This is a genomic window from Mycolicibacterium chengduense, from assembly GCF_033741155.1.
Lineage (GTDB): Bacteria > Actinomycetota > Actinomycetes > Mycobacteriales > Mycobacteriaceae > Mycobacterium.
The window spans coordinates 306,447-326,929 of the sequence record NZ_JAWQNH010000003.1; the positions used below are offsets into that span (position 1 = coordinate 306,447).

22 protein-coding genes and 1 pseudogene are annotated in these 20,483 nt (G+C 68.2%); 11 read left to right on the forward strand and 12 right to left on the reverse strand.

The genetic code is table 11. The annotated features are described in order from the left end of the window. Window positions 1–51 precede the first annotated feature (51 nt). A complete protein-coding gene (locus tag SBI67_RS11845; RefSeq protein WP_318980747.1) occupies window positions 52–1,518 on the forward strand; it encodes a sugar porter family MFS transporter in 1,467 nt (488 codons plus the stop codon). 11 nt (window positions 1,519–1,529) lie between these two features. Here SBI67_RS11845 and pth2 read toward each other — a convergent pair whose 3' ends face one another. Next, window positions 1,530–1,874: an aminoacyl-tRNA hydrolase gene (pth2, locus tag SBI67_RS11850; protein ID WP_318980748.1), complete on the reverse strand. Its 345-nt coding sequence runs from the start codon at window positions 1,872–1,874 to the stop codon at window positions 1,530–1,532. Between the two features lie 54 nt (window positions 1,875–1,928). Here pth2 and SBI67_RS11855 point away from each other — a divergent pair, with 54 nt between their 5' ends. From SBI67_RS11855 to SBI67_RS11870, 4 genes are read left to right on the forward strand one after another with little or no spacing between them, the layout of a single operon-like run. Then, window positions 1,929–2,210, forward strand: coding sequence for a phosphoribosyl-ATP diphosphatase (locus SBI67_RS11855; RefSeq protein WP_318980749.1), 282 nt, complete (start codon window positions 1,929–1,931; stop codon window positions 2,208–2,210). Window positions 2,211–2,212: 2 nt separating this feature from the next. Beyond that, complete coding sequence (hisG, locus tag SBI67_RS11860; RefSeq protein WP_318981314.1) at window positions 2,213–3,058, forward strand: ATP phosphoribosyltransferase; 846 nt, start codon at window positions 2,213–2,215, stop codon at window positions 3,056–3,058. 43 nt (window positions 3,059–3,101) lie between these two features. Continuing rightward, a complete protein-coding gene (locus SBI67_RS11865; RefSeq protein WP_318980750.1) occupies window positions 3,102–3,602 on the forward strand; it encodes a DUF4126 family protein in 501 nt (166 codons plus the stop codon). Window positions 3,603–3,604: 2 nt separating this feature from the next. Beyond that, window positions 3,605–4,984, forward strand: coding sequence for an FAD-containing oxidoreductase (locus tag SBI67_RS11870; protein WP_318980751.1), 1,380 nt, complete (start codon window positions 3,605–3,607; stop codon window positions 4,982–4,984). On the opposite strand, the gene SBI67_RS11875 is transcribed toward SBI67_RS11870, so the two are convergent. From SBI67_RS11875 to SBI67_RS11895, 5 genes are read right to left on the reverse strand one after another with little or no spacing between them, the layout of a single operon-like run. Continuing rightward, window positions 4,968–5,570: a flavodoxin family protein gene (locus tag SBI67_RS11875; RefSeq protein WP_318980752.1), complete on the reverse strand. Its 603-nt coding sequence runs from the start codon at window positions 5,568–5,570 to the stop codon at window positions 4,968–4,970. The genes SBI67_RS11870 and SBI67_RS11875 overlap by 17 nt on opposite strands. Before the next feature lie 10 nt (window positions 5,571–5,580). Continuing rightward, entirely contained in the window at window positions 5,581–6,081 is a 501-nt protein-coding gene (locus tag SBI67_RS11880) for an SRPBCC family protein (protein WP_318980753.1), read from the reverse strand. Next, complete coding sequence (locus tag SBI67_RS11885) at window positions 6,078–6,416, reverse strand: ArsR/SmtB family transcription factor (RefSeq protein ID WP_318980754.1); 339 nt, start codon at window positions 6,414–6,416, stop codon at window positions 6,078–6,080. The genes SBI67_RS11880 and SBI67_RS11885 overlap by 4 nt, the downstream gene beginning before the upstream one ends. A 50-nt stretch (window positions 6,417–6,466) precedes the next feature. After that, the gene (locus SBI67_RS11890; RefSeq protein ID WP_318980755.1) at window positions 6,467–7,264 is read right to left on the reverse strand and encodes a thioesterase family protein; all 798 of its coding nucleotides are present in this window, start codon (window positions 7,262–7,264) and stop codon (window positions 6,467–6,469) included. Continuing rightward, entirely contained in the window at window positions 7,261–8,088 is an 828-nt protein-coding gene (locus SBI67_RS11895; protein WP_318980756.1) for a RecB family exonuclease, read from the reverse strand. The genes SBI67_RS11890 and SBI67_RS11895 overlap by 4 nt, the downstream gene beginning before the upstream one ends. Before the next feature lie 72 nt (window positions 8,089–8,160). On the opposite strand from SBI67_RS11895, the gene SBI67_RS11900 reads away from it, so the two are divergent. Beyond that, entirely contained in the window at window positions 8,161–8,991 is an 831-nt protein-coding gene (locus tag SBI67_RS11900; protein WP_318980757.1) for a tRNA (adenine-N1)-methyltransferase, read from the forward strand. A 3-nt stretch (window positions 8,992–8,994) separates the two neighbouring features. Here SBI67_RS11900 and lppK read toward each other — a convergent pair whose 3' ends face one another. Together lppK and SBI67_RS11910 are read right to left on the reverse strand one after the other, a co-directional pair. Further along, window positions 8,995–9,510 (reverse strand): lipoprotein LppK, encoded by a 516-nt coding sequence (gene lppK, locus SBI67_RS11905; protein WP_318980758.1) that lies wholly within the window; start codon window positions 9,508–9,510, stop codon window positions 8,995–8,997. Window positions 9,511–9,518: 8 nt separating this feature from the next. Then, window positions 9,519–10,001, reverse strand: coding sequence for an MTB12 family secreted protein (locus SBI67_RS11910; RefSeq protein ID WP_318980759.1), 483 nt, complete (start codon window positions 9,999–10,001; stop codon window positions 9,519–9,521). Between the two features lie 144 nt (window positions 10,002–10,145). On the opposite strand from SBI67_RS11910, the gene arc reads away from it, so the two are divergent. After that, window positions 10,146–11,993 (forward strand): proteasome ATPase, encoded by a 1,848-nt coding sequence (gene arc, locus SBI67_RS11915; RefSeq protein ID WP_318980760.1) that lies wholly within the window; start codon window positions 10,146–10,148, stop codon window positions 11,991–11,993. Between the two features lie 5 nt (window positions 11,994–11,998). Next, window positions 11,999–12,604, forward strand: a complete 606-nt coding sequence (locus tag SBI67_RS11920; protein WP_318980761.1) for a hypothetical protein — start codon at window positions 11,999–12,001, stop codon at window positions 12,602–12,604. Here the strand turns inward: SBI67_RS11920 and SBI67_RS11925 are convergent. Then, complete coding sequence (locus SBI67_RS11925) at window positions 12,586–13,491, reverse strand: LysR family transcriptional regulator (protein WP_318980762.1); 906 nt, start codon at window positions 13,489–13,491, stop codon at window positions 12,586–12,588. The two genes, SBI67_RS11920 and SBI67_RS11925, sit on opposite strands and share 19 nt — an antisense overlap. Window positions 13,492–13,562: 71 nt before the next feature. Between SBI67_RS11925 and SBI67_RS11930 the strand changes: the two are divergent. Then, window positions 13,563–14,324 (forward strand): annotated as a pseudogene (locus tag SBI67_RS11930) (DMT family transporter); the annotation flags it as partial. Here SBI67_RS11930 and SBI67_RS11935 read toward each other — a convergent pair. Beyond that, complete coding sequence (locus SBI67_RS11935; protein WP_318980763.1) at window positions 14,292–15,575, reverse strand: hypothetical protein; 1,284 nt, start codon at window positions 15,573–15,575, stop codon at window positions 14,292–14,294. The pseudogene SBI67_RS11930 and the gene SBI67_RS11935 overlap by 33 nt on opposite strands. A 31-nt stretch (window positions 15,576–15,606) precedes the next feature. Between SBI67_RS11935 and SBI67_RS11940 the strand changes: the two genes are divergently transcribed. Further along, entirely contained in the window at window positions 15,607–17,025 is a 1,419-nt protein-coding gene (locus SBI67_RS11940) for a sensor histidine kinase (RefSeq protein WP_318980764.1), read from the forward strand. Here SBI67_RS11940 and SBI67_RS11945 read toward each other — a convergent pair. Together SBI67_RS11945 and SBI67_RS11950 are read right to left on the reverse strand one after the other, a co-directional pair. Further along, window positions 17,004–17,675: a response regulator transcription factor gene (locus tag SBI67_RS11945; RefSeq protein WP_318980765.1), complete on the reverse strand. Its 672-nt coding sequence runs from the start codon at window positions 17,673–17,675 to the stop codon at window positions 17,004–17,006. The genes SBI67_RS11940 and SBI67_RS11945 overlap by 22 nt on opposite strands. A gap of 13 nt (window positions 17,676–17,688) precedes the next feature. Next, window positions 17,689–18,828 carry a hypothetical protein gene (locus SBI67_RS11950; protein WP_318980766.1) on the reverse strand — a complete coding sequence of 380 codons (1,140 nt, stop codon included), beginning with the start codon at window positions 18,826–18,828 and terminating at the stop codon, window positions 17,689–17,691. An 87-nt stretch (window positions 18,829–18,915) separates the two neighbouring features. Between SBI67_RS11950 and dop the strand changes: the two genes are divergently transcribed. Further along, complete coding sequence (gene dop, locus SBI67_RS11955) at window positions 18,916–20,412, forward strand: depupylase/deamidase Dop (protein WP_318980767.1); 1,497 nt, start codon at window positions 18,916–18,918, stop codon at window positions 20,410–20,412. The last annotated feature ends 71 nt before the right edge of the window (window positions 20,413–20,483 follow it).

Below are 20,483 nucleotides of genomic sequence, written 5' to 3' on the forward strand. Positions count from 1 at the left end.
TGCAATGGTGAGGGTGTACCCATCACCGATTGCTGGGGGGAAGGACTTTTCATGTCTCATGGTCCGATAGCCGGTGACGGTCCGTCCGTCTTCGGCGACGACAAGCACACGTCGGGCACCAGCGCGGTGCGCATTGCGTCGGTGGCGGCCCTGGGTGGTCTGCTGTTCGGTTACGACAGCGCCGTCATCAACGGCGCCGTGGCCTCCATCTCCCAGGACTTCGGCGTCGAAGGCCTCACGCTGGGCAACGCGGTCGCCTCGGCGCTGCTCGGCGCCGCGGTGGGCGCCATGACCGCAGGCCGGATCGCCGACCGGATCGGCCGGATCACGGTGATGAAGATCGCGGCGGTGCTGTTCTTCATCAGCGCCATCGGCACCGGGCTGGCGCCGAACGTCTGGGTACTGGTCGTGTTCCGTATCGTCGGCGGCGTCGCGGTCGGTATCGCATCGGTCATCGCGCCGGCCTACATCGCCGAGACATCGCCGCCGCGGATCCGCGGCAGGCTGGGGTCATTGCAGCAACTCGCGATCGTGTCCGGCATCTTCCTGTCGCTGGCCATCGACTACGTCCTGGCCCAACTCGCCGGGGGCGCCAACGAACCCCTGTGGCTCGGGCTCGACGCCTGGCGTTGGATGTTCCTGGTCATGATGGTGCCCGCCGTCGTATACGGGGCGCTGACGTTCACCATTCCCGAGTCACCGCGCTATCTCGTTGCCAGCCATAAGGTTCCCGAAGCCCGCAAGGTCTTGAGCATGCTGCTGGGCGAGAAGAACCTCGAGATCACCATCGAGCGGATCAAGGAGACGCTGGAACGCGAGGACAAGCCGTCCTGGCGCGACCTACGTAAACCCGGTGCCGGCTTCCTCGGCTTCTACGGCATCGTCTGGGTGGGCCTGGGCCTGTCGATCTTCCAGCAGTTCGTCGGCATCAACGTGATCTTCTACTACTCCAATCTGCTCTGGGAAGCGGTCGGCTTCTCCGAGGGCGACTCGTTCCTCATCACGGTGATCACCTCGGTGGTGAACATCGTCACCACCCTCATCGCCATTGCCCTGGTCGACAAGATCGGACGCAAACCGCTGCTGCTGATCGGTTCGACCGGGATGGCGGTCTCGTTGATCACGATGGCGGTGATCTTCGGTACCGCGTCGCTGGACGCCGCGGGCAAGCCGTTCCTGGGCGACGTGGCCGGACCGGTGGCGTTGATCGCCGCCAACGTGTTCGTCATCGCGTTCGGCATGTCCTGGGGTCCGGTGGTGTGGGTGTTGCTCGGCGAGATGTTCCCCAACCGCATCCGTGCGGCGGCTCTCGGCTTGGCCGCCGCCGGGCAATGGGCGGCCAACTGGCTGATCACCGTGTCGTTCCCCAAACTCAGCGATCACCTGGGCGTGGCCTACGGCTTCTACGGACTGTGTGCGGTGCTGTCGTTCGTGTTCGTGCTGCGGTGGGTGCGGGAGACCAAGGGCGTCTCGCTGGAGGACATGCACGCCGAGCTGCTGCACGACGGCAAGGGTTAGAGCACACGCAGTCAGAGCAGGCGCAGCTCGCCGGTGACCGGGTCGAGGTTCTCGGCGGTATCGGGCCCGATCGCCGCGCACGTCGGCGTGGGCACCCCGCCGAACTCGGTGCGGCCCGAATCCACGATGCCGCGCGCGATCAATCCCGCGGCCTGCGCCTTGGCGACGATCTCGGACAGCTCCTGCTCGCTGTCCACGCCGACGCAGATCTTGGTGAAGTGACCGTTCAGCCATTCCACGACACGTGGGTCGGTGAGGTTCTCCACGACGGCGGCGACGGCCGCATGCGCGCCCTGGGCGACCATCTTGCCCTTACGCATGTTCAGATCGGTGCGCATCACGATGATCTGTTTCACGTGCCCATCATGACTGCCCGTCATGACCACCCGTGCACATCGGATGGCACACGCATGAAAGAATCGCAGGTCGTGAAGACCTTCGACGGCCTGTTCGCCGAGCTCAGTGAGAAAGCGCAGACCCGCCCAGCGGGCAGCGGAACCGTGGCCGCGTTGGATGCCGGGGTGCATGGGCTGGGCAAGAAGATCCTCGAAGAGGCCGGCGAGGTGTGGCTGGCCGCCGAGCACGAGGGTGACGACGCGCTCGCCGAGGAGATCAGCCAACTGCTGTACTGGACGCAGGTGCTGATGCTGGCCCGTGGCCTCACCCCCGACGACGTGTACCGGAAGTTGTGATGATGCTGCGCATCGCCGTACCCAACAAGGGCGCGCTCAGCGAATCGGCTGCCGAGATCCTCTCCGAGGCGGGTTACCGGCGCCGCACCGATCCCAAGGACCTCACCGTCGTCGACCCGGCGAACAATGTCGAGTTCTTCTTCTTGCGGCCCAAGGATATTGCCATCTACGTCGGCTCCGGCCAGCTCGACCTCGGCATCACCGGCCGTGACCTGGCCGCCGAATCCGACGCCCCGGTGCGTGAGCGGCTGGCGCTGGGCTTCGGCTCGTCGACCTTCCGCTACGCCGCCCCCAAGGGCGAGTCCTGGACCGAGGGTGATCTGGCCGGTAAGCGGATCGCCACCGCCTACCCGAACCTGGTCCGCAAAGATCTCCTCGCCAAGGGAATCGAGGCGACGGTCATCCGGCTCGACGGCGCGGTGGAGATCTCCATCCAACTCGGGGTGGCCGACGTGATCGCCGATATTGTCGGCTCCGGTCGCACCCTAGGGCTGCACAACCTGGCCGCGTTCGGGGCGTCGCTGTGTGATTCCGAGGCGATCCTGATCGAACGCGCGGACAGCGCGCCCGATCCGGCGCGCGATCAGCTGGCCGCCAGGGTGCAGGGCGTGGTGTTCGGGCAGCAGTACCTGATGTTGGACTACGACTGCCCGCGCAGTGTGCTGGACCAGGCCACCGCGGTGACGCCGGGACTGGAGTCGCCGACGATCGCCCCGCTGGCCGACCCGGACTGGGTGGCGGTGCGGGCGCTGGTGCCGCGCCGCGAGGTGAACGCGATCATGGACCGGCTGGCGGCCATCGGGGCCAAGGCGATCCTGGCCTCCGATATCCGGTTCTGCCGATTCTGATTCGGCCCGCCACCAGCGGCGCGGGCGTGTTAGCGTCCCGAGTATGACCGTGGTGGTAGTGCTGCTGCTCGCGTTGTTGATCGGTGTGGTGGCCGGCCTGCGGGCGCTGACGCCACCGGCCGTGGTGGCCTGGGCCGGGCTGCTGGGCTGGATCAATCTGGACGGCACCTGGGTTCAGTGGCTGAGCCATCCCATCACCGTCACCGTGCTCACCATCCTGCTCGTGGTCGAACTGGTCACCGACCAGCTGCCGTCCACCCCGAGTCGAAAAGTGCCGCCGCAGTTCGGGGCTCGGTTACTGACCGGCGCCTTCGCCGCGGCCGTGCTGGTGACCGGAGCGATCTATCAGGCCAAGACCGGAACCATCGTCTCCGGTGTCGGTGCCGGCATCGTCGGCGCCGTCCTGGGCACCCTCGGTGGGGCCGAGGCGCGTAACCGTTTGGTGGCCCGCACCGGTGGACGCGACCTGCCGATCGCGCTGGCCGAGGACGTCATCGCCATCGCCGGTGGGTTCGCCGTCGCGGCCTCGGCCTCGCTGCTGTGATCATGACAAGCGGCACAACGTCTTTCGATGCCATCATCATCGGTGCGGGCCAGGCCGGCCCGCCGCTGGCGGCCCGGCTGACCGCTGCGGGGCAGCGGGTGGCCGTGATCGAACGTCACCTGGTCGGCGGCACCTGCGTGAACAACGGGTGCATCCCCACCAAGACGCTGGTGGCCAGTGCGTACGCCGCGCATGTGGCCCGGCGCGGCGCCGAATACGGGATCGGTACCGGTGACATCAGTGTCGACATGGCAAAGGTGAAGGCGCGCAAGGACAAGATCGTGCTCGACGACCGCGCGGGCGTCGAGAGTTGGATCGAGGGGATGGACGGTGCGGCGCTGATCCGCGGCCACGCCCGCTTCGTCGACCCGCACACCATCGACGTCGACGGCGCCCGGCTGCACGCCGACCGGTTCTTCCTCAACGTCGGCGGCCGTGCGGTGGTGCCCGATTTCCCCGGGCTGGACGGTGTCGACTACCTGACCAATGTCTCGATCCTGCAAATGGACGCGGTGCCCGAGCATCTGGTGATCATCGGCGGCAGCTATATCGGCCTGGAATTCGCGCAGATGTACCGGCGGTTCGGCGCCGACGTCACGGTGATCGAGCGCGGTCCGCGGCTGGCCTCCCGGGAGGACGAGGACGTATCGGCCGCCATCCGCGACATCCTGGAGAACGAGGGCATCACGGTGCACACCGATGCTTCGGACATCCGGTTCGACAAGCGGGACAACGGGATTGCGGTCACCACGAACGCCGGTGCCGCACCCGTCGTCGGCAGCCATGTGCTGATGGCCGTCGGTCGCCGGCCCAACACCGACGATCTGGGACTCGAGCACGCCGGGGTGCAGACCGATGCTCGCGGCTTCGTCGTCGTCGACGACCAGTTGCGCACCAGCGCCGAGCACATCTGGGCGATGGGGGACTGTAACGGCAAGGGCGCGTTCACGCACACGTCGTGGAACGACTACGAGATCGTGGCGGCCAATCTCCTCGACGACGATCCGCGCCGGGTCAGTGATCGCATCACCACCTACGGGCTGTTCATCGACCCGCCGCTGGGCCGCGCCGGCATGACCGTCGAGCAGGTCCGTCGTTCCGGCAGAAAGGCCTTGGTGGCCACGCGCCCCATGACCCGGGTGGGCCGCGCGGTGGAGAAAGGCGAAACCCAGGGCTTCATGAAGGTGGTCGTCGACGCCGAAACCGAGGAGATCCTGGGCGCCGCGATTCTCGGGGTGGGCGGTGACGAAGTGGTGCACCTGATTCTCGACGTGATGACCGCCAAACTGCCCTACACCGCCATCTCGCGCACCATGCACATCCATCCCACGGTCAGCGAGTTGGTGCCCACGCTGCTGCAGGAGCTCACGCCGCTGCAGTAGCGGCCCGGCCCGCCTTGAACTGGCCGGTGACCACCGCGACCCGGTGGCCCAGATGCTCGCAGGTGGCGACGTCGGCGGGATGTAGTTGGTCGGGGTTGGCGTCGACATCGGTCTGGCTGCCCGCGCCCAGCCAGAAACCGAGCCGGTTGAGGTCGTGTTCACTGCCGCCGGCGCTGTTCCAGCCTGCCCCCAAACCCAAACTGACCCAATGCATGTGGTGCTGGGCGGCGAAGACCGACAACGAGATCAGGGCGGTCATCTTGTCACCGCTCTTGGCGCCGGAGTTGGTGAATCCCGCCGCGATCTTGTCCCGCCAGGCACCCTCCATACACCGCCGGCCGGTCTGCTCGGCAAAAGCCTGGAATCCGGCCGACACGTTTCCCATGTAGGTGGGCGTCCCGAAGATGAGCGCGTCGGCGGCGTCGATGGCATCCCAGTCGGCGGCGCCCAGCGCCTCGACGGAAAGCAACTGGACCTGCGCCCCGCCGCGTCGAGCACCCGCGGCAACGGCGTCGGCCAGGGCGGCGGTGTGTCCGAAACCGGAATGATAAGCGATGACCACGTGGGGGGAATCGTTGGGGGACAACACATCTCCTTCATTTTGTCAGGGCGTCGGCGATTTCGCGGTAGCGCCGCTGCCAGTCCGGCAGCGGCTGCCCGCCCAGGTGCGCGGTGAGCCGGTCGAGGAAGGCATGGGTACCGGGATGGAAGCCCCTGGCGCCGGGAACCGACAGACCTCGGTGCGTGAAGCGCAGCAGGGTGCCGTCGCCGTCGCGACTCAGCTCGTAGCGCACCACGCCGCCCTTGGCGCCCAAAATCTTCTGATGCCACTCATGCTCGAATACGTGCGGCGGATCCCAGACCAGGATGCGGCCCGACACCCGGGTGCGCTCGGGCGGATACGGCGGGCCGTTCGGTGTCATCTCGACCAATCCACCGGGACGGGCATCGATGGTGGTCGCCCCCATCCACCGGCCGCGCTCGGCAGGGTCGGTGATGGCCGACCACACCGCCTCGATCGGGTGCGCCAGCCGGCGTTCGAAACGCAGCGCGGCCAGGTCGCCCTGGACCGTGAGTTCGCCTTCGTGGCAGGTCATTTCGCGCCCGCCCCTGCTCCCGTCGGTTCGCTCGCCCGGGCGTCCAGGTGCGCCTCGAGTGCGTCGAGGTGTGCCGACCAGAACTGCCGGTACTGCTCGATCCAGCGGTCCAGCTCGACCAGGCCGTCGGCGCGCAGGGCGTACACCCGGCGCTGGGCATCGGCACGGACCTCCACGAGCCCGACCTCGCGCAGCACGCGCAGGTGCCGGGACACCGTCGGCTGGGTCAGCCCGGGCAGGGCGGCGACGAGCTGACCGGCGGTGCGTTCGCCGGTGCGCAGCGCGTCGAGCAGGGTGCGCCGATTCGGTTCAGCGACGGCCTCGAACACATCCATGGTTCGAGTATTGCAACCGATCTATATAGATGCAAGCGAATATAGAACGGTCATCGGCGCTGCACCAACAGCGTCTGCGCCGAGGTACCGATGAAGCCGTGCCGATCGAAGATCTCGGCGCTGGTGACGCCGATTCCGTCCGGGCCGATCGAGGCACGCGAGCGCAGCGCGAAATCGGCACCGATCGGCGCGCGGTGCAGATGCACGGCGGTGTCGGTGTTCATGAACACGAACTCGTCGGGATCGAGCACCGCACCCACACCGTTGGCCGAATCGACCACCAATGCCAGCCGCTGCAGATCCGTCATCGGTTCGGCATCGACGAGCGGCACCAGCGGGCTCATCCAGGTGACCGCCGCCTGGCCCGGCTCGGTGTGCTGGGTGCGCCAGCTGACCGTCTCCAGGTATCCCGGGGCGCCGATCCAACCGTGTGGGTTGTCCCGGGCGGGTCCCTCGGTCAGTGGTGGGTAGCGGTCGGTCACCGCGTCGTGGGTGTCGCTGGTGGCCAGCAGCCAGGCGCTGACCGTGGCCACCGCGCGATCGGTCCCGTCCGGACGGGTGGCCAGCATTTCGGCCTCCACCTTCGCGATGCGGGCGCCGGGACGCGTCACCCGGGCGCGCACCTTCACCGGGGCCACCGGGATGGCGCCGAGAATGTCCAGCACCAGCCGGCCGACGCGAAGGTCGGGCCGATCGGCGCACAGCTCTTCGATGGCCTTGGCCATCAACGCCAACGGCGGCGAACCGTGCTGGATCGCCGGACCCCAGTTGCTCGCGGTGCCGACGGTGGACTCGAACACCCCGAAATCACCGTCGGAGCCCGTCCGGCGGTAGTAGCAGTCGATCATGCAGGGGGCTCCGCCGGTTCGGTGGACGTGGGCCAGCCGGGATACGGCGGGGGAGTGCCGCCGAACTCCGGACAGCGCTCGCGGTGGCTGCACCAGTCGCAGAGCCGCGACGGCTGAGCCCGGAAATCGCCTGTGACGCCAGCGGATTGGATGGCCCGCCAGATCGCCATCAGGGTACGTTCGAACCGCTCGAGCTCCGCATGCTCGGGGGTGTAGTCCAGTACCTCACCGTCGGCCAGATACAGCAGCCGCAGCCGGGTGGCCAGCACGCCCCGGGAACGCAACAGCGCCACCGCATAGAACTTCATCTGGAACAGCGCCTTGGCTTCCGCGAACGGCACCCGCCCGGTCTTGTAGTCGACCACCCGCAGTTCCCCGGTGGGCGCGACGTCGATGCGGTCGACGAAACCACGCAACAGCGTGCCGTCGGCCAGCTCGACCTCCACCCGCTGTTCGCAACTCTGCGGGTCGAACCGGGTCGGATCCTCCAGCCGGTAATACCCCGTCAAGAGCTTGCGCGCCTCGCCGAGCAGGCCGTCACGCAGCGCCGGCTCGAGCTCACCGAGTTCGGGCGACTCCGCAAGCACCCGCTCCCATGCCGGACCGACCAGCTCCAGGGCGGTGTCCTGACCGCGCTGCGCGGCGGGCAGCCCATAGAGCTGCTCCAGGGCGGCGTGCACCACCGACCCGCGCACCTGGGGGAGGGACGTCGGCTCCGGCAGCCGGTCGATGGCGCGGAACCGGTAGAGCAGCGGACACTGCTTGAAATCGGCGGCACGCGATGGCGACAGCGCCGGCCGCCGCACTGTCAGGGGCACGCTCATGACGCTCAGCCTAGGTTCCGGTACCGACAGCGGTTGGCAGCCGCCACGGCGTTTCTGGCAGGCTGACCTTCCGTGTCTACTACCGGTCCGTTCGTCGTCGGCGATCGCGTTCAGCTCACCGACGCCAAGGGGCGGCACTACACGATGGTGCTCGAACCCGGCGCGGAGTTCCACACCCACCGCGGTGCGCTGGCCCACGACGATGTGCTCGGGCAGCCCGAGGGCAGCGTGGTGAAGTCGGCCAACGGCGACCAATTCCTGGTGCTGCGCCCGCTGCTGATCGACTATGTGCTGTCGATGCCGCGCGGCGCGCAGGTGATCTACCCCAAGGACGCCGCCCAGATCGTGCACGAAGGTGACATCTTTCCCGGCGCGCGGGTGCTGGAAGCGGGCGCCGGTTCCGGCGCCCTGACCTGCTCGCTGCTGCGCGCCGTCGGCCCGCAGGGACAGGTGATCTCCTACGAGGTGCGAGACGACCACGCGGTGCACGCCGTCCGCAACGTGGAGACGTTCTTCGGGGAACGCCCGGCCAACTGGGAGCTGGTGATCGCCGACCTGGCCGAGTACACCGGCCCGCAGGTCGACCGCGTCGTGCTCGACATGCTCGCCCCGTGGGAGGTGCTGCACGCGGTGTCGGAGGCGCTGATCCCCGGCGGCGTGTTGATGGTCTACGTCGCAACCGTGACCCAGCTGTCCAAGACCGTCGAAGCGCTGCGCGAGCAGCAATGCTGGACCGAACCGCGGTCATGGGAGACGCTGCAGCGCGGCTGGAACGTCGTGGGTCTGGCCGTCCGACCGCAGCACAACATGCGCGGACATACCGCGTTTCTGGTCTCCGCGCGCCGGCTGGCGCCCGGAACCATCACCCCGACACCGCTCAAGCGCCGCAAACAGCAGGTCTGAGCCTCATCGCGGCGGGACCGGCGTGGACGTGTCCTGCCCCATGTCCAGCAGCTGGTCGGCGGTGGCCCTGGTGAGCTGCCAGCCGCTACCGGCGGGGGTGAATTGCATGGGATAGACGAACGGTTTCGCATCGGGAGCGGCCGAGGCGATGCTGATCGTGGCCACCACGTCGCCCGGCTGGCCGGCGGCCCAAGCCAGGTCGGTCGCCCGGATATCCAGCGGCGGCAGTCGGTTGTCGGCCAGCGCGTGAGCGAACCGGTCCAGTGCCGCGGCCTCGTCGGGTGTGGCGTACTGCACCAGCGCCACCTTTTGCGCACCGGGAACCGAGACATCCGCGAGCCGCGTCATGACGTCGGTGAGCGCCTCGGGCGCAGGTAGCTGCGCCTGGCCCGGCGGAGCCGCCACCGAACTGATGGTGGCGGTGGGCGCCGGCGGCACGGGGTCGGGGCTGCATCCGGACAGTCCGAGCGCCGCCATCGCGATGGCGGCGCCGCGGACTGCTGCCGAATGGCGGTACACCGGCCGGATCAGACCGCCGACAGCAGCGCCAGCGCCGAGTCCTTCGAGATCTGCCAGCCGGTGGGGCTCGGGCCTGCGACGAACGTCACAGTCTGCGCGGCCGACGCGCCGGTGGCGGCCGTGGCCGTCACGTCGGCGGTGGCGAAGCCCTCACCCTCGTCGATGGCCGACAGCGCGAAGGTGAGCGGGAACTGGCCCTTGGCGGCAGCATTGCGGTACGCGCGATCTGCGGCGATGGTCTCGAAGCGGCCGAGGCCACCCTGGATGTATGCGGCCTTGCCGGAGAACGATCCGGGGCCGGCGAGGCTGTTGAGCGTCTGCACCAACGGCGCCTCCAGCTGCGGCGCCGGAGTCTGCGGCAGCGGGGCGCCCCACGCCGCCGGCGTGATGGCGGGCGCGCCGCCCCCGGCAACCGATGTCAGCGTCCCCGTCGCGGCGGCGGCCACCACCGCGGCAGCGGCCACACCGGTAATGAGGGATTTCTGGATCACAGTGGTCCTTTCATTGGGCCAGCTCATCAAGAGGTTAACAAGCGTTGCTGGTGTGTCGAATTCCTAGACCGCACACAAAGCCTGAATCGCCGGTAGCGTTGAAGTTGTTACTGCGCCAACATTCGGTGCGGGAGGGAGCGCAACATGAGCGAGTCAGAGCGTTCAGAGAATTTTCGCGAGGATCTGAGCACACCACTTTCGGCTGAGGACGCCGCCGAATTGGAGCGGCTGCGCCAGGAGACGGCGGCCCTGCGCGAGCAGCTCGAAAACGCCGTTGGAGCATCCAGCGGATTGCGAACCGCCCGCGATGTCCATCAGCTGGAGGCCCGCATCGACTCCCTGGCGTCGCGCAACGCCAAGTTGATGGACACCCTCAAGGAGGCGCGCCAGCAGCTGCTCGCCCTGCGCGAGGAGGTCGACCGGCTGGGCCAGCCGCCCAGCGGTTACGGCGTGCTGCTGGCGACCCATGACGACGACACCGTCGACGTGTTCACCTCCGGCCGCAAGATGCGACTCACCTGCTCGCCCAACATCGACACCAGCACCCTGAAGCAGGGTCAGACCGTGCGCCTCAACGAGGCCCTCACGGTCGTCGAGGCCGGCACGTTCGAGGCCGTCGGTGAGATCAGCACCCTGCGCGAGATCCTGTCCGACGGACATCGTGCGCTGGTGGTCGGGCACGCCGACGAGGAACGCATCGTGTGGCTGGCCGAACCATTGGTTGCCGCCGAGTTCCTGCCCGAGGGTGTCGACGTCGCCGTGGCCGACGAGCTCAACGGACTGGACGACCAGCCCCGCAAGCTGCGCCCCGGTGACTCGCTGCTGGTGGACACCAAGGCCGGTTATGCCTTCGAGCGCATTCCGAAGGCCGAGGTCGAGGATCTGGTGCTGGAAGAGGTGCCGGATGTGGCCTACAGCGATATCGGCGGCTTGACCCGCCAGATCGAGCAGATCCGGGACGCGGTGGAACTGCCGTTCCTGCACAAGGATCTCTACCGGGAGTACGCCCTGCGCCCGCCCAAGGGCGTGTTGCTCTACGGCCCGCCCGGATGCGGTAAGACGCTGATCGCCAAGGCGGTGGCGAACTCGCTGGCCAAGAAGATGGCCGAGCTCCGCGGCGAGGAGTCGCGCGAGGCGAAGAGCTACTTCCTGAACATCAAGGGCCCGGAGCTGCTGAACAAGTTCGTCGGCGAGACCGAGCGGCATATCCGGCTGATCTTCCAGCGGGCGCGGGAGAAGGCGTCGGAGGGCACTCCGGTGATCGTGTTCTTCGACGAGATGGACTCGATCTTCCGCACCCGCGGCACGGGTGTGAGCTCCGATGTGGAGACCACGGTGGTGCCCCAGCTGCTGTCGGAGATCGACGGTGTCGAAGGCCTGGAGAACGTCATCGTGATCGGTGCGTCCAACCGGGAAGACATGATCGACCCGGCGATCCTGCGGCCGGGCCGCCTCGACGTCAAGATCAAGATCGAGCGGCCGGATGCCGAAGCGGCACAAGATATCTTCAGCAAGTACCTCACCGAGGACCTGCCGGTGCACGCCGACGATCTTGCCGAGTTCGGCGGCGACCGGGCGCTCACCATCAAGACGATGATCGAGAAGGTCGTCGACAGGATGTACGCCGAGATCGACGACAACCGGTTCCTGGAGGTGACCTACGCCAACGGGGACAAGGAGGTCATGTACTTCAAGGACTTCAACTCCGGCGCGATGATCCAGAACGTCGTGGACCGGGCCAAGAAGTACGCGATCAAGTCGGTGCTGGAAACCGGGCAGCGGGGCCTGCGCATCCAGCACCTGCTGGACTCCATCGTCGACGAGTTCGCCGAGAACGAGGACCTGCCCAACACCACCAACCCGGATGACTGGGCCAGGATCTCGGGCAAGAAGGGCGAGCGGATCGTCTACATCCGCACGCTGGTCACCGGTAAGAGTTCGTCGGCCAGCAGGGCCATCGACACCGAGTCCAACCTGGGCCAGTACCTCTAGCCCCGATGGCCGACGAGGTTTTCGGTAAGCGCTACGGCGAGATCCTGCTGGTCACCAACGGCGAGGCGGGCCCGGAAGCGACGGTGTACAACACGTTTCCGCTCAACGAGTGTCCGGCCGAATTGTGGGACCGGCTGGATGCCGCGGACATCGCCGAGCGCAACGGTGCGCTGGCCGCGCTGCTGAACGGGCCCCGATACTGGTTGATGACTCGTATCGAGAAATCCTCCGGTGCGGAGCTGCCGCGCGCGTCCTTCGGTGGCCTGGAGATGTTCAAGCAAGCGACGGTGCGGCTGTCGTCGATGAACCCGGCCCCCTACGGCGTCAACACGGTCGACCGGCAGGCGGCGTTCATCTTCGACGCCGGACGGGAAGTGTATGAACTCGTCGACCCCGATGGGCGGCGCTGGATCATGCAGACCTACAGCCAAACCGTCGACAAGCACCTGGACCTGGCCGACCTGCCCGGCCTGGCCACGCGGTTGTCGCTGCCGCCGGGATGGCAGTACCGGGCCCACACCCCGGAGCAGACGATCGTCGTCGACACCCGGGATCGCGACGCAACCGTCACCCAGGACGACCTCGCGAACACCTACTCGCTGATCGGATGAGCGATCCCGGCGGCGATGGTGCACAGTTCGTCGAGCACCGCGCCGACGGCCGGCCGCGCCGCGGCGCCGGCGCGGGTGACCGCCTCGACACGGCGTGCCAGCGTGATATCGCTGATCGGTAACCGCACCAGCGGGCGGTTCAGCAGCACGAACCGCGGCATCAGCGCAATCCCCAAGCCGGCGTGCACCAGTTCTTCGACGACGCGGAAGTCGTTGACTCGCTGCGTAATCCGGGGCTGCACGCCGGTCAGCAGTGCCAGCGAGCTGAGCACGTCGTCGACCATGAGACCGCCCTGGACACCGATCCACCGGTCCTCGGCCAGTTCAGCCAGCCGGACCCGATCACGGCCGGCCAGGCGATGACCGGCGGACATCACCACATCGAGCGGTTCCCGCAGCAGATGCGTCGCCGCGAATCGTGGACCCCACTCCGCGCCGTCGCGGTCGTCGCGGTGGACGACGACGATGTCGAACTCGGCCAGTTGCTGGGCCGCCCGGGATGCGGGCACGTCGATATCGCGGCCGATCACGTCCACGCCGCGTGAGCGGGCCCGGGTGATCAACGGCGCCAACAGCATTGCCGCCCCGGAGGGAAAGAAGGACACGCTCACCTGTCCGCGTTCGGTGCTGCGGTAGGCGGCCATCTCGGCGGCCGCCCGGTCCAGGGCGGCCAGCACGACGTCGGCGTGGTCGACCAAGACACGGCCGGCGTCGGTGAGCCGCAGCCGGCGTCCCACCGGCTCGAGCAGCGGTACGCCCGCTTCCCGCGCCAGGATCTTGAGCTGTTGGCTCACCGCCGACGGTGTCATCGCCAGCACGTCGGCGACACCGGCCACCGTGCCCTGATCGGCGAGTTCACGCAGCATGCGAAGGCGGTGCACGTCCATGTAGGAAATCTACGTTGATAGCGTAGAAAGAGTAGATTGACTACACTGTTGTGTCTGGCCAGGCTGGGTGCATGCGCCTCGTCGACTCCGCCCTGCTGATCGTGGCCGTGGCATGGGGTTCCAGCTATCTCGCGGCCAAGCAGACCGTCACCACCGATGCGGTGTTCGGCTTCCTGGCTGTGCGTTTCGGCATCGCTGCGCTCGCCCTGGCCCTGCTGATGGCGACGCGGTTGCGCCGGATCGGCCGGGCCGAGATACGTTCCGGTGTGCCGGTGGGCGCGATCCTGGCCGCCGTACTGGTGTGTGAAACCTACGGCGTCACCAAGACATCGGCCTCCAACGCCGGTCTAATCATCGCCCTGGCCATCGTCATCACCCCGATGCTGCAACGCGACGCGGTGCCGCCGGCCTTCTACCCGGCGGCCGGCACGGCGGTACTGGGCTGCGTCCTGTTGACTCAGGCGGGCGGCTTCGCCGCGCCCGGAACCGGCGATGTGCTGGTGGCGGGGGCGGCTGTGTTGCGGGCGGTGCACGTCACGGTCATCGACCGGACCGCGGCGCGGCGCGAGACCGACCCGGCGGCAACGACGTTGGTGCAGTTGGCGACCGTCGCCGCACTGGCGGCGGTGGCGGCGGGCATCGGTGGACAATGGGGTTCGGCCGCACGGATGTCGGGAACCGGTTGGGCGCTCACGATCTACCTGGCACTGGTCTGCACCGTCTTCGCGTTCGGCGTGCAGATGTGGGCGTTGCGCAGGGCCTCGCCGGCGCGGGTGAGCTTACTACTGGGGACCGAGCCGTTATGGGCCGTGCTCGTCGGGCTCGGCTTGGCCGGAGACCGGCTGACCATCGTGGGCGGGGCCGGCGCCGCCCTGCTGCTGGCCGGAACCTGCTGGGGTCGTGCACTTCTCACCCGCTTCCAGGTCCAAGTAGGCGTCGCGGCCGGCGAGACTGACCGCGACGTCGGCGATGAGCGGGTCGAAGAAGCGTTGCCGATACAGCGGGTCGACGCTCGTGCTGACGGTGAAATAGAGGCCCGACAGCACCGCGACGAACAGCGAGGTGTGCACCAGCGTCTGCGGTATCGGGATGTGCACCCCGAACCACGTTCCGGCGCAGGGCGGCTCGCCCCCGGGGACGGAACACTGGCTCTCCGCCGACCACAACACCGTGACATCGTCGGGAATCGCGATGACGCCCAGCGCCAGGAAGAACGCGAACAATCCGGCGGTGAACAGGACCACCTGAATCGCCTGTGACACCACCATGATCGCCACCACGTTGACGTTCTCGGCCCGCGAGAGAGGCGTACGGGCCGGTTGCCGCCCCGGCGCGGGCTGCAGGGGGGTGCCGGCCAGCAACCGGGCCGGATCGGTCTGTTCGGCACGGCCGTCGCGCAGCGCCTGCACTTCGTCCCGGATGGTGGCGACCACGAAGACCAGCGCCACCAGGGCCAGGAAACCGATTGTCTGCCATAGCCTTTGCCGCGTCATCCGGGCCGCCAGCTGCCATAGCTCCCCGGTGAAGTACACGACCACGGTCAGCATCAGCAGCGGTAACGCGCGGCTCATCAGGGTCCCCAAGGCGCCCAACTGCACCCAGGCGAAGCGGAAGGCCCACGCCGCGATGGACCCGAAGCCCAGATACGTCAACCAGATCGCCAGCAGCGAAATCAGCGCGAACAGCGGCACTTCGGCAGCTGCGGCCCCCGTCCAGCCGCTGACCGTCACCGGCATCACCACCACGAAGATCGCCATCACCACCCAGGCACCGGAACGTCGGCCCGTCTCACCGAGGCGGCTGTTCAGCCGATGCAGCAAGGTCAGTGCGAACGGCGCCCCGAGCAGCACCGCCGCGATCACCCCCAGCCGCACCGCATAGCCGTAATCGGGCCGTTCGCCGGTGACCTCGGCGAGCAACATGGTGACCGCGGTCAGTGCCCCGACGGCCGAGATCATCGGTGCGGACCGTTCCACCAGCGCCCGGGACCGCACCCGCCGGGTCAGCACCAACGGCAGGCCGCGATGCAGGAACCACTCGTGCACGGCCGCTACGTCGGCAATCACCACCTGGGACACCGCCATATTGTCGACGATCTGGTGCAATCTGGGGGAGATGCGACGAGAACTGCTGCGACCCGCAACGTGGGGAATATCGGCCCGGTCGGCTTTCGTGGCGGCCAGTGTGGTGTTCGTCGCGCTCGGCATCGCCGGGATGGTGCTCTCGGCGGTGCTGTACCGATCGATGCTCAGCGGGGTCGACAACGCGGCCGCGGCCCGGGTCGCCGAGGTCGCCGAGGGCATCGCGCACGCCGGACCGGCTGCGTTGGACGACGAGCTGCTGGCCACCGACGAGCGCATCGTCGCGGTGCAGGTCATCGCGCACGACGGACCCGACGGCGGCCGGGTGGTGCTGCGCTCCGCGTCGGCGCCCGACACCCCGCTCATCCCGGTCGGCCGACTGGGTACCGGCACCCGGATCGGGCTGCCCGACGTCGCCGCGCAGTACGGCCACATCCGGTTCAGCGCCCAATCGGTGGACGATCCGGCGGGCCAGAACTACACGGTGCTGGTGGGCGAGGGCGACCGGGTGGTGACCGCCACCGTGAGTACGGTGGTCGTGGCCCTGGCCGTCGCGGCACCGGTGGTGATCGCCGTGTCGGCGGCGGCCACCTATCTGTTGGTCCGGCGATCGTTGCGATCGGTGGACGAGATCCGCGCGCACGTCGACGCGATCACCACCTCCGATCTCACCGGCCGGGTCCCGGTGCCCGACAGCCGCGACGAGATCGCCGCGCTCGCGGTCACGATGAACGAGATGCTGGCGCGCGTCGAGGCCGGGCACGCCGCCCAGCAGCGTTTCGTCGGCGATGCCTCCCACGAATTGCGCAGCCCACTGGCCACCATCATCTCCGCGCTGGAGGTCGCCCAGGCCCACCCCGAGCTGCTCGACGCCGAGCTGACCGAGCACACCCTGTTACCCGAAGCCCACCGGATGGCCTCGCTGATCGACGACCTGCTGCTGCTGGCCAGGGCCGACGAGCGGGGGCTGACCACGCGCAGCGCCGATGTCGACCTCGACGACCTGGTCACCGGGGCGGCCGAGGCCCTGCGGCACACCACGGCCCTGCAGGTGCGCTGCGAGGTGCAGCCCACCCGGGTGACCGGCGATGCGGCGGCGCTGACCAGGGTGCTGCGCAATCTGCTCGACAATGCGGCCCGGCATGCGGTCGCACTGATCGAGATCACCGTCGGCACCGACGACGACGGGCATGCGGTCCTGACGGTCGGCGATGACGGTCCCGGGGTGCCGGCGGCGGATCGGCTGCGGGTCTTCGACCGCTTCGTGCGGTTGGACGGCGACCGGTCCCGCAGTGCCGGCGGCACCGGCCTCGGGCTGGCCATCGTCGCCGAAATCGTTGCCGCCCATCACGGTCGGGTCTGGCTGGCGGACCGGCCCGGCGGCGGGGCGCAGGTGGTGGTCACGTTGCCCGGCGGCGCTGCCGAACGCGATCAGGCGGTGGTCAGCCGGTAGCCGACGCCGCGGACCGTTTCGATGGTGTTGGTACCGAACGGCGCATCGATCTTGCGCCGGAGATAGCCGACATACACCTCGACGACATTGTCCGGCCCGTCGTAGTGGGTATCCCAGACATTCTGCAGCAGTTCGGCTTTGGTGACGGCGGTGTCCTTGTTGCGCATCAGGTACTCCAGGACGCCGTACTCGCGCGGGGTCAGCGAGATGAGGGTGTCCGCGCGCGAGACCACCCGGTGGGTCGGGTCCAAGCTGAGGGTGCCCGCCGTGATCACGGCCGGCCGTTGCGCGGTGCTGCGACGCACCAGGGCGCGCAGCCGCGCCACCAGCACGATGAACGAGAACGGTTTGGTGAGATAGTCGTCGGCACCCAGCTCGAACGCGTCGGCCTGGTCGTAGTCGCCGTCCTTGGCCGTGAGCATCAGCACCGGTGTCCACACCTCACGTGCACGCATCCGGCGCAGCACCTCGTATCCGCTGAGCCCGGGCACCATGATGTCCAGCACGATGACGTCGAAGGAATTCTCGGTGGCCTGACGCAGGCCCTCGATACCGTCGCCCGCCTCGGTCACCTCGAAGCCTTCGGCGCGCAGCCCGACGGCCAGGGTCGAGCGGAGCCGCGATTCGTCCTCGACGATCAAAAGTTTCATGACGCTTTCATGTCTACCGTCCGGCGTCGGGCCGGGTGTACAGCCGGTACCGGTCGCGGGCGTCGAGGGTGAGCGTGAGGTCCTCGATCAGCGGATCGAGGAACCGGGTCCGGTAGTCGGAATCGCCGGCGGCTCGGGCACTGATGTACATGAACGTCATCGCGCCGAGGAACATGGCGGTCTGGATGAGCGCCTGCGGGATGGGCAGCGTCATCCCGAGGATCACCCCGTCGCTGGCGCCGTTGCGGGTCCACTCGGCCAGCAGCCGAGGGGTGAGCAGGATCAACCCGAGCACCCCGAAGATCAGCATGGTCACCACGGCGACCGCCAGTACCTGCAGTACCTGCGACAACACCAGCACGAACACCACGTTGACCCGCTCCAGCCGGGACAACCGCGTCCGCTGCGCCGGCGCGGGCAGGCCGTGGAACGGGGTGCCCAGCAGCGCGCCGTCCACCTTCGGCGGCCGCGTCGACGACGTCAGGGTGGGGCGCACCCGGTCCACGGTCGCCGACGTGACGAAGGCGACCGCGATCGCACCCAGGAACAGCAGCGCCAACCACAACCGCCACCGGGGGACATAGGCCGCCATCAACCACACATAGGTGTTGAAGAACACCAGGACGGTCAGCAGGATCACCGGCAGTGCCCGCGCCAGCAAACCCCCGACCAGCGACAGGTTGTGCAGCATCGAGCGCAGCGCCAGCCCGAGGATCGACCCGATGCCGCACGCGGTCAGCGCGACGATGACCGCGATCAACCCGGCCGCCAGCAACAGATCGACCAGCACATATGCCGACGGTCCGCCGAAAATCGCGCCGAGCACGCATACCAGCACCGAGGCGGCGGCCGCGACTGCGCGCCCGCGCAGGCCCTCGATCCGCGCCACCGCCCAGCCGACCGCTGCGGCCACCGGCAGCACCAGGACCAGCAGCACGAGGATGAACCACTCGTTGCGGGTGGGCGAGCCGTTGATGTCGATGGTGTGCTTACCGGTGATGGCGACCACCGCCACCGAGTTGGCCAGGAACACCGCCAGCACCGCCAGCGCCGGGGCGCTGCGCTGCCAGAGATGGCGGGCCAGCACGCCGGGGCGCAACACCGTGGGCAGCCCGCGCCGGAGAAACCAGGCGTGCGCCTCGACCAGGTCCAATTCGCCTCCATCATCCGAGCACGCAATCCGGCCCTCGCCGGGCCCTACCTGTCCTCGGCGGGGCACCCGTCGCTAGGGTTGCAACTTATGCAACGGATTATCGGAACCGAGGTGGAATACGGCATCTCATCGCCGTCGGATCCGACTGCCAATCCGATTCTCACCTCCACCCAAGCGGTACTGGCCTACGCCGCGGCCGCCGGTCTGCAGCGGGCCAAGCGCACCCGGTGGGATTACGAGGTGGAGTCGCCGTTGCGGGATGCCCGCGGGTTCGACCTGTCCCGTTCGTCGGGGCCGCCGCCGATCATCGACGCCGACGAAGTCGGGGCGGCCAACATGATCCTGACCAACGGTGCGCGGCTCTACGTCGACCACGCCCACCCCGAGTATTCGGCACCCGAGTGCACCGACCCGATGGACGCGGTGATCTGGGACAAGGCCGGTGAGCGGGTGATGGAGGCCGCGGCCCGGCACGTCGCCAGCGTGCCAGGGGCGGTCAAGCTGCAGCTGTACAAGAACAACGTGGACGGCAAGGGCGCCTCCTACGGTTCGCACGAGAACTACCTGATGAGCCGCCACACACCGTTTTCCGCGGTGATCGCCGGGCTCACACCGTTTTTCGTCTCCCGCCAGGTGATCACGGGGTCGGGACGCGTCGGCATCGGGCCGTCCGGTGACGAACCGGGATTCCAGTTGTCTCAGCGCGCCGACTACATCGAGGTCGAGGTCGGCCTGGAGACCACCCTCAAGCGCGGCATCATCAACACCCGCGACGAGCCGCACGCCGACGCAGACAAATACCGCAGGCTGCACGTCATCATCGGTGACGCCAACCTCGCCGAGACGTCCACCTACCTCAAGGTGGGCACCACCTCACTGGTGCTCGACCTGATCGAATCCGGCGCCGACCTGTCGGATCTGGCGCTGGCCCGCCCGGTCCACGCCGTGCACGTGATCAGCCGGGACCCCTCGCTGCGCGCCACCGTGGCGCTGGCCGACGGCCGCGAACTGACCGGACTTGCCCTGCAACGTATCTACCTGGACCGGGTGGCCAAACTGCTGGACAGCCGGGATCCGGATCCGCGCGCCCAGCACGTCGTGCAGACCTGGGCCGAGGTGCTGGACCTGCTGGAGCGCGACCCGATGGAATGCGCCGAGATCCTGGACTGGCCGGCCAAGCTGCGGCTGCTCGACGGTTTCCGCCATCGGGAGAACCTGGCCTGGTCCGCACCCCGGCTGCACCTGGTGGACCTGCAGTACTCCGATGTGCGCCTGGACAAGGGCCTGTACAACCGCTTGGTGGCCCGCGGATCGATGAAACGCCTGGTCACCGAGCAGCAAGTGCTCGACGCCGTCGACAATCCGCCGACCGACACCCGGGCCTACTTCCGGGGTGAATGCCTGCGCCGGTTCGGTGCCGATATCGCCGCGGCCAGCTGGGACTCGGTGATCTTCGACCTGGGCGGTGACTCGCTGGTCCGGATCCCCACGCTGGAGCCGCTGCGCGGCAGCAAGGCACATGTCGGTGCGTTGCTGGATTCGGTGGACAGTGCGGCCGAATTGGTGGAACAGCTCACCACGTAAGTACTTGCTATGCCGGGCAGGAAGCGCGCTGACCGGTAGGGTGAAAGAACCGATCGAGCAATCAGGAGGCG

Bases quoted from the DNA above. Each gene is read 5' to 3' on its own strand.
- SBI67_RS11845 (WP_318980747.1), top strand. From the start codon at position 52: ATGTCTCATGGTCCGATAGCCGGTGACGGTCCGTCCGTCTTCGGCGAC.
- SBI67_RS11855 (WP_318980749.1), top strand. From the start codon at position 1,929: ATGAAAGAATCGCAGGTCGTGAAGACCTTCGACGGCCTGTTCGCCGAG.
- hisG (WP_318981314.1), top strand. From the start codon at position 2,213: ATGCTGCGCATCGCCGTACCCAACAAGGGCGCGCTCAGCGAATCGGCT.
- SBI67_RS11865 (WP_318980750.1), top strand. From the start codon at position 3,102: ATGACCGTGGTGGTAGTGCTGCTGCTCGCGTTGTTGATCGGTGTGGTG.
- SBI67_RS11870 (WP_318980751.1), top strand. From the start codon at position 3,605: ATGACAAGCGGCACAACGTCTTTCGATGCCATCATCATCGGTGCGGGC.
- SBI67_RS11880 (WP_318980753.1), bottom strand. From the start codon at position 6,081: ATGACCTGCCACGAAGGCGAACTCACGGTCCAGGGCGACCTGGCCGCG.
- SBI67_RS11885 (WP_318980754.1), bottom strand. From the start codon at position 6,416: ATGGATGTGTTCGAGGCCGTCGCTGAACCGAATCGGCGCACCCTGCTC.
- SBI67_RS11890 (WP_318980755.1), bottom strand. From the start codon at position 7,264: ATGATCGACTGCTACTACCGCCGGACGGGCTCCGACGGTGATTTCGGG.
- SBI67_RS11895 (WP_318980756.1), bottom strand. From the start codon at position 8,088: ATGAGCGTGCCCCTGACAGTGCGGCGGCCGGCGCTGTCGCCATCGCGT.
- arc (WP_318980760.1), top strand. From the start codon at position 10,146: ATGAGCGAGTCAGAGCGTTCAGAGAATTTTCGCGAGGATCTGAGCACA.
- SBI67_RS11920 (WP_318980761.1), top strand. From the start codon at position 11,999: ATGGCCGACGAGGTTTTCGGTAAGCGCTACGGCGAGATCCTGCTGGTC.
- SBI67_RS11925 (WP_318980762.1), bottom strand. From the start codon at position 13,491: ATGGACGTGCACCGCCTTCGCATGCTGCGTGAACTCGCCGATCAGGGC.
- SBI67_RS11935 (WP_318980763.1), bottom strand. From the start codon at position 15,575: ATGGCGGTGTCCCAGGTGGTGATTGCCGACGTAGCGGCCGTGCACGAG.
- SBI67_RS11940 (WP_318980764.1), top strand. From the start codon at position 15,607: ATGCGACGAGAACTGCTGCGACCCGCAACGTGGGGAATATCGGCCCGG.
- SBI67_RS11945 (WP_318980765.1), bottom strand. From the start codon at position 17,675: ATGAAACTTTTGATCGTCGAGGACGAATCGCGGCTCCGCTCGACCCTG.
- dop (WP_318980767.1), top strand. From the start codon at position 18,916: ATGCAACGGATTATCGGAACCGAGGTGGAATACGGCATCTCATCGCCG.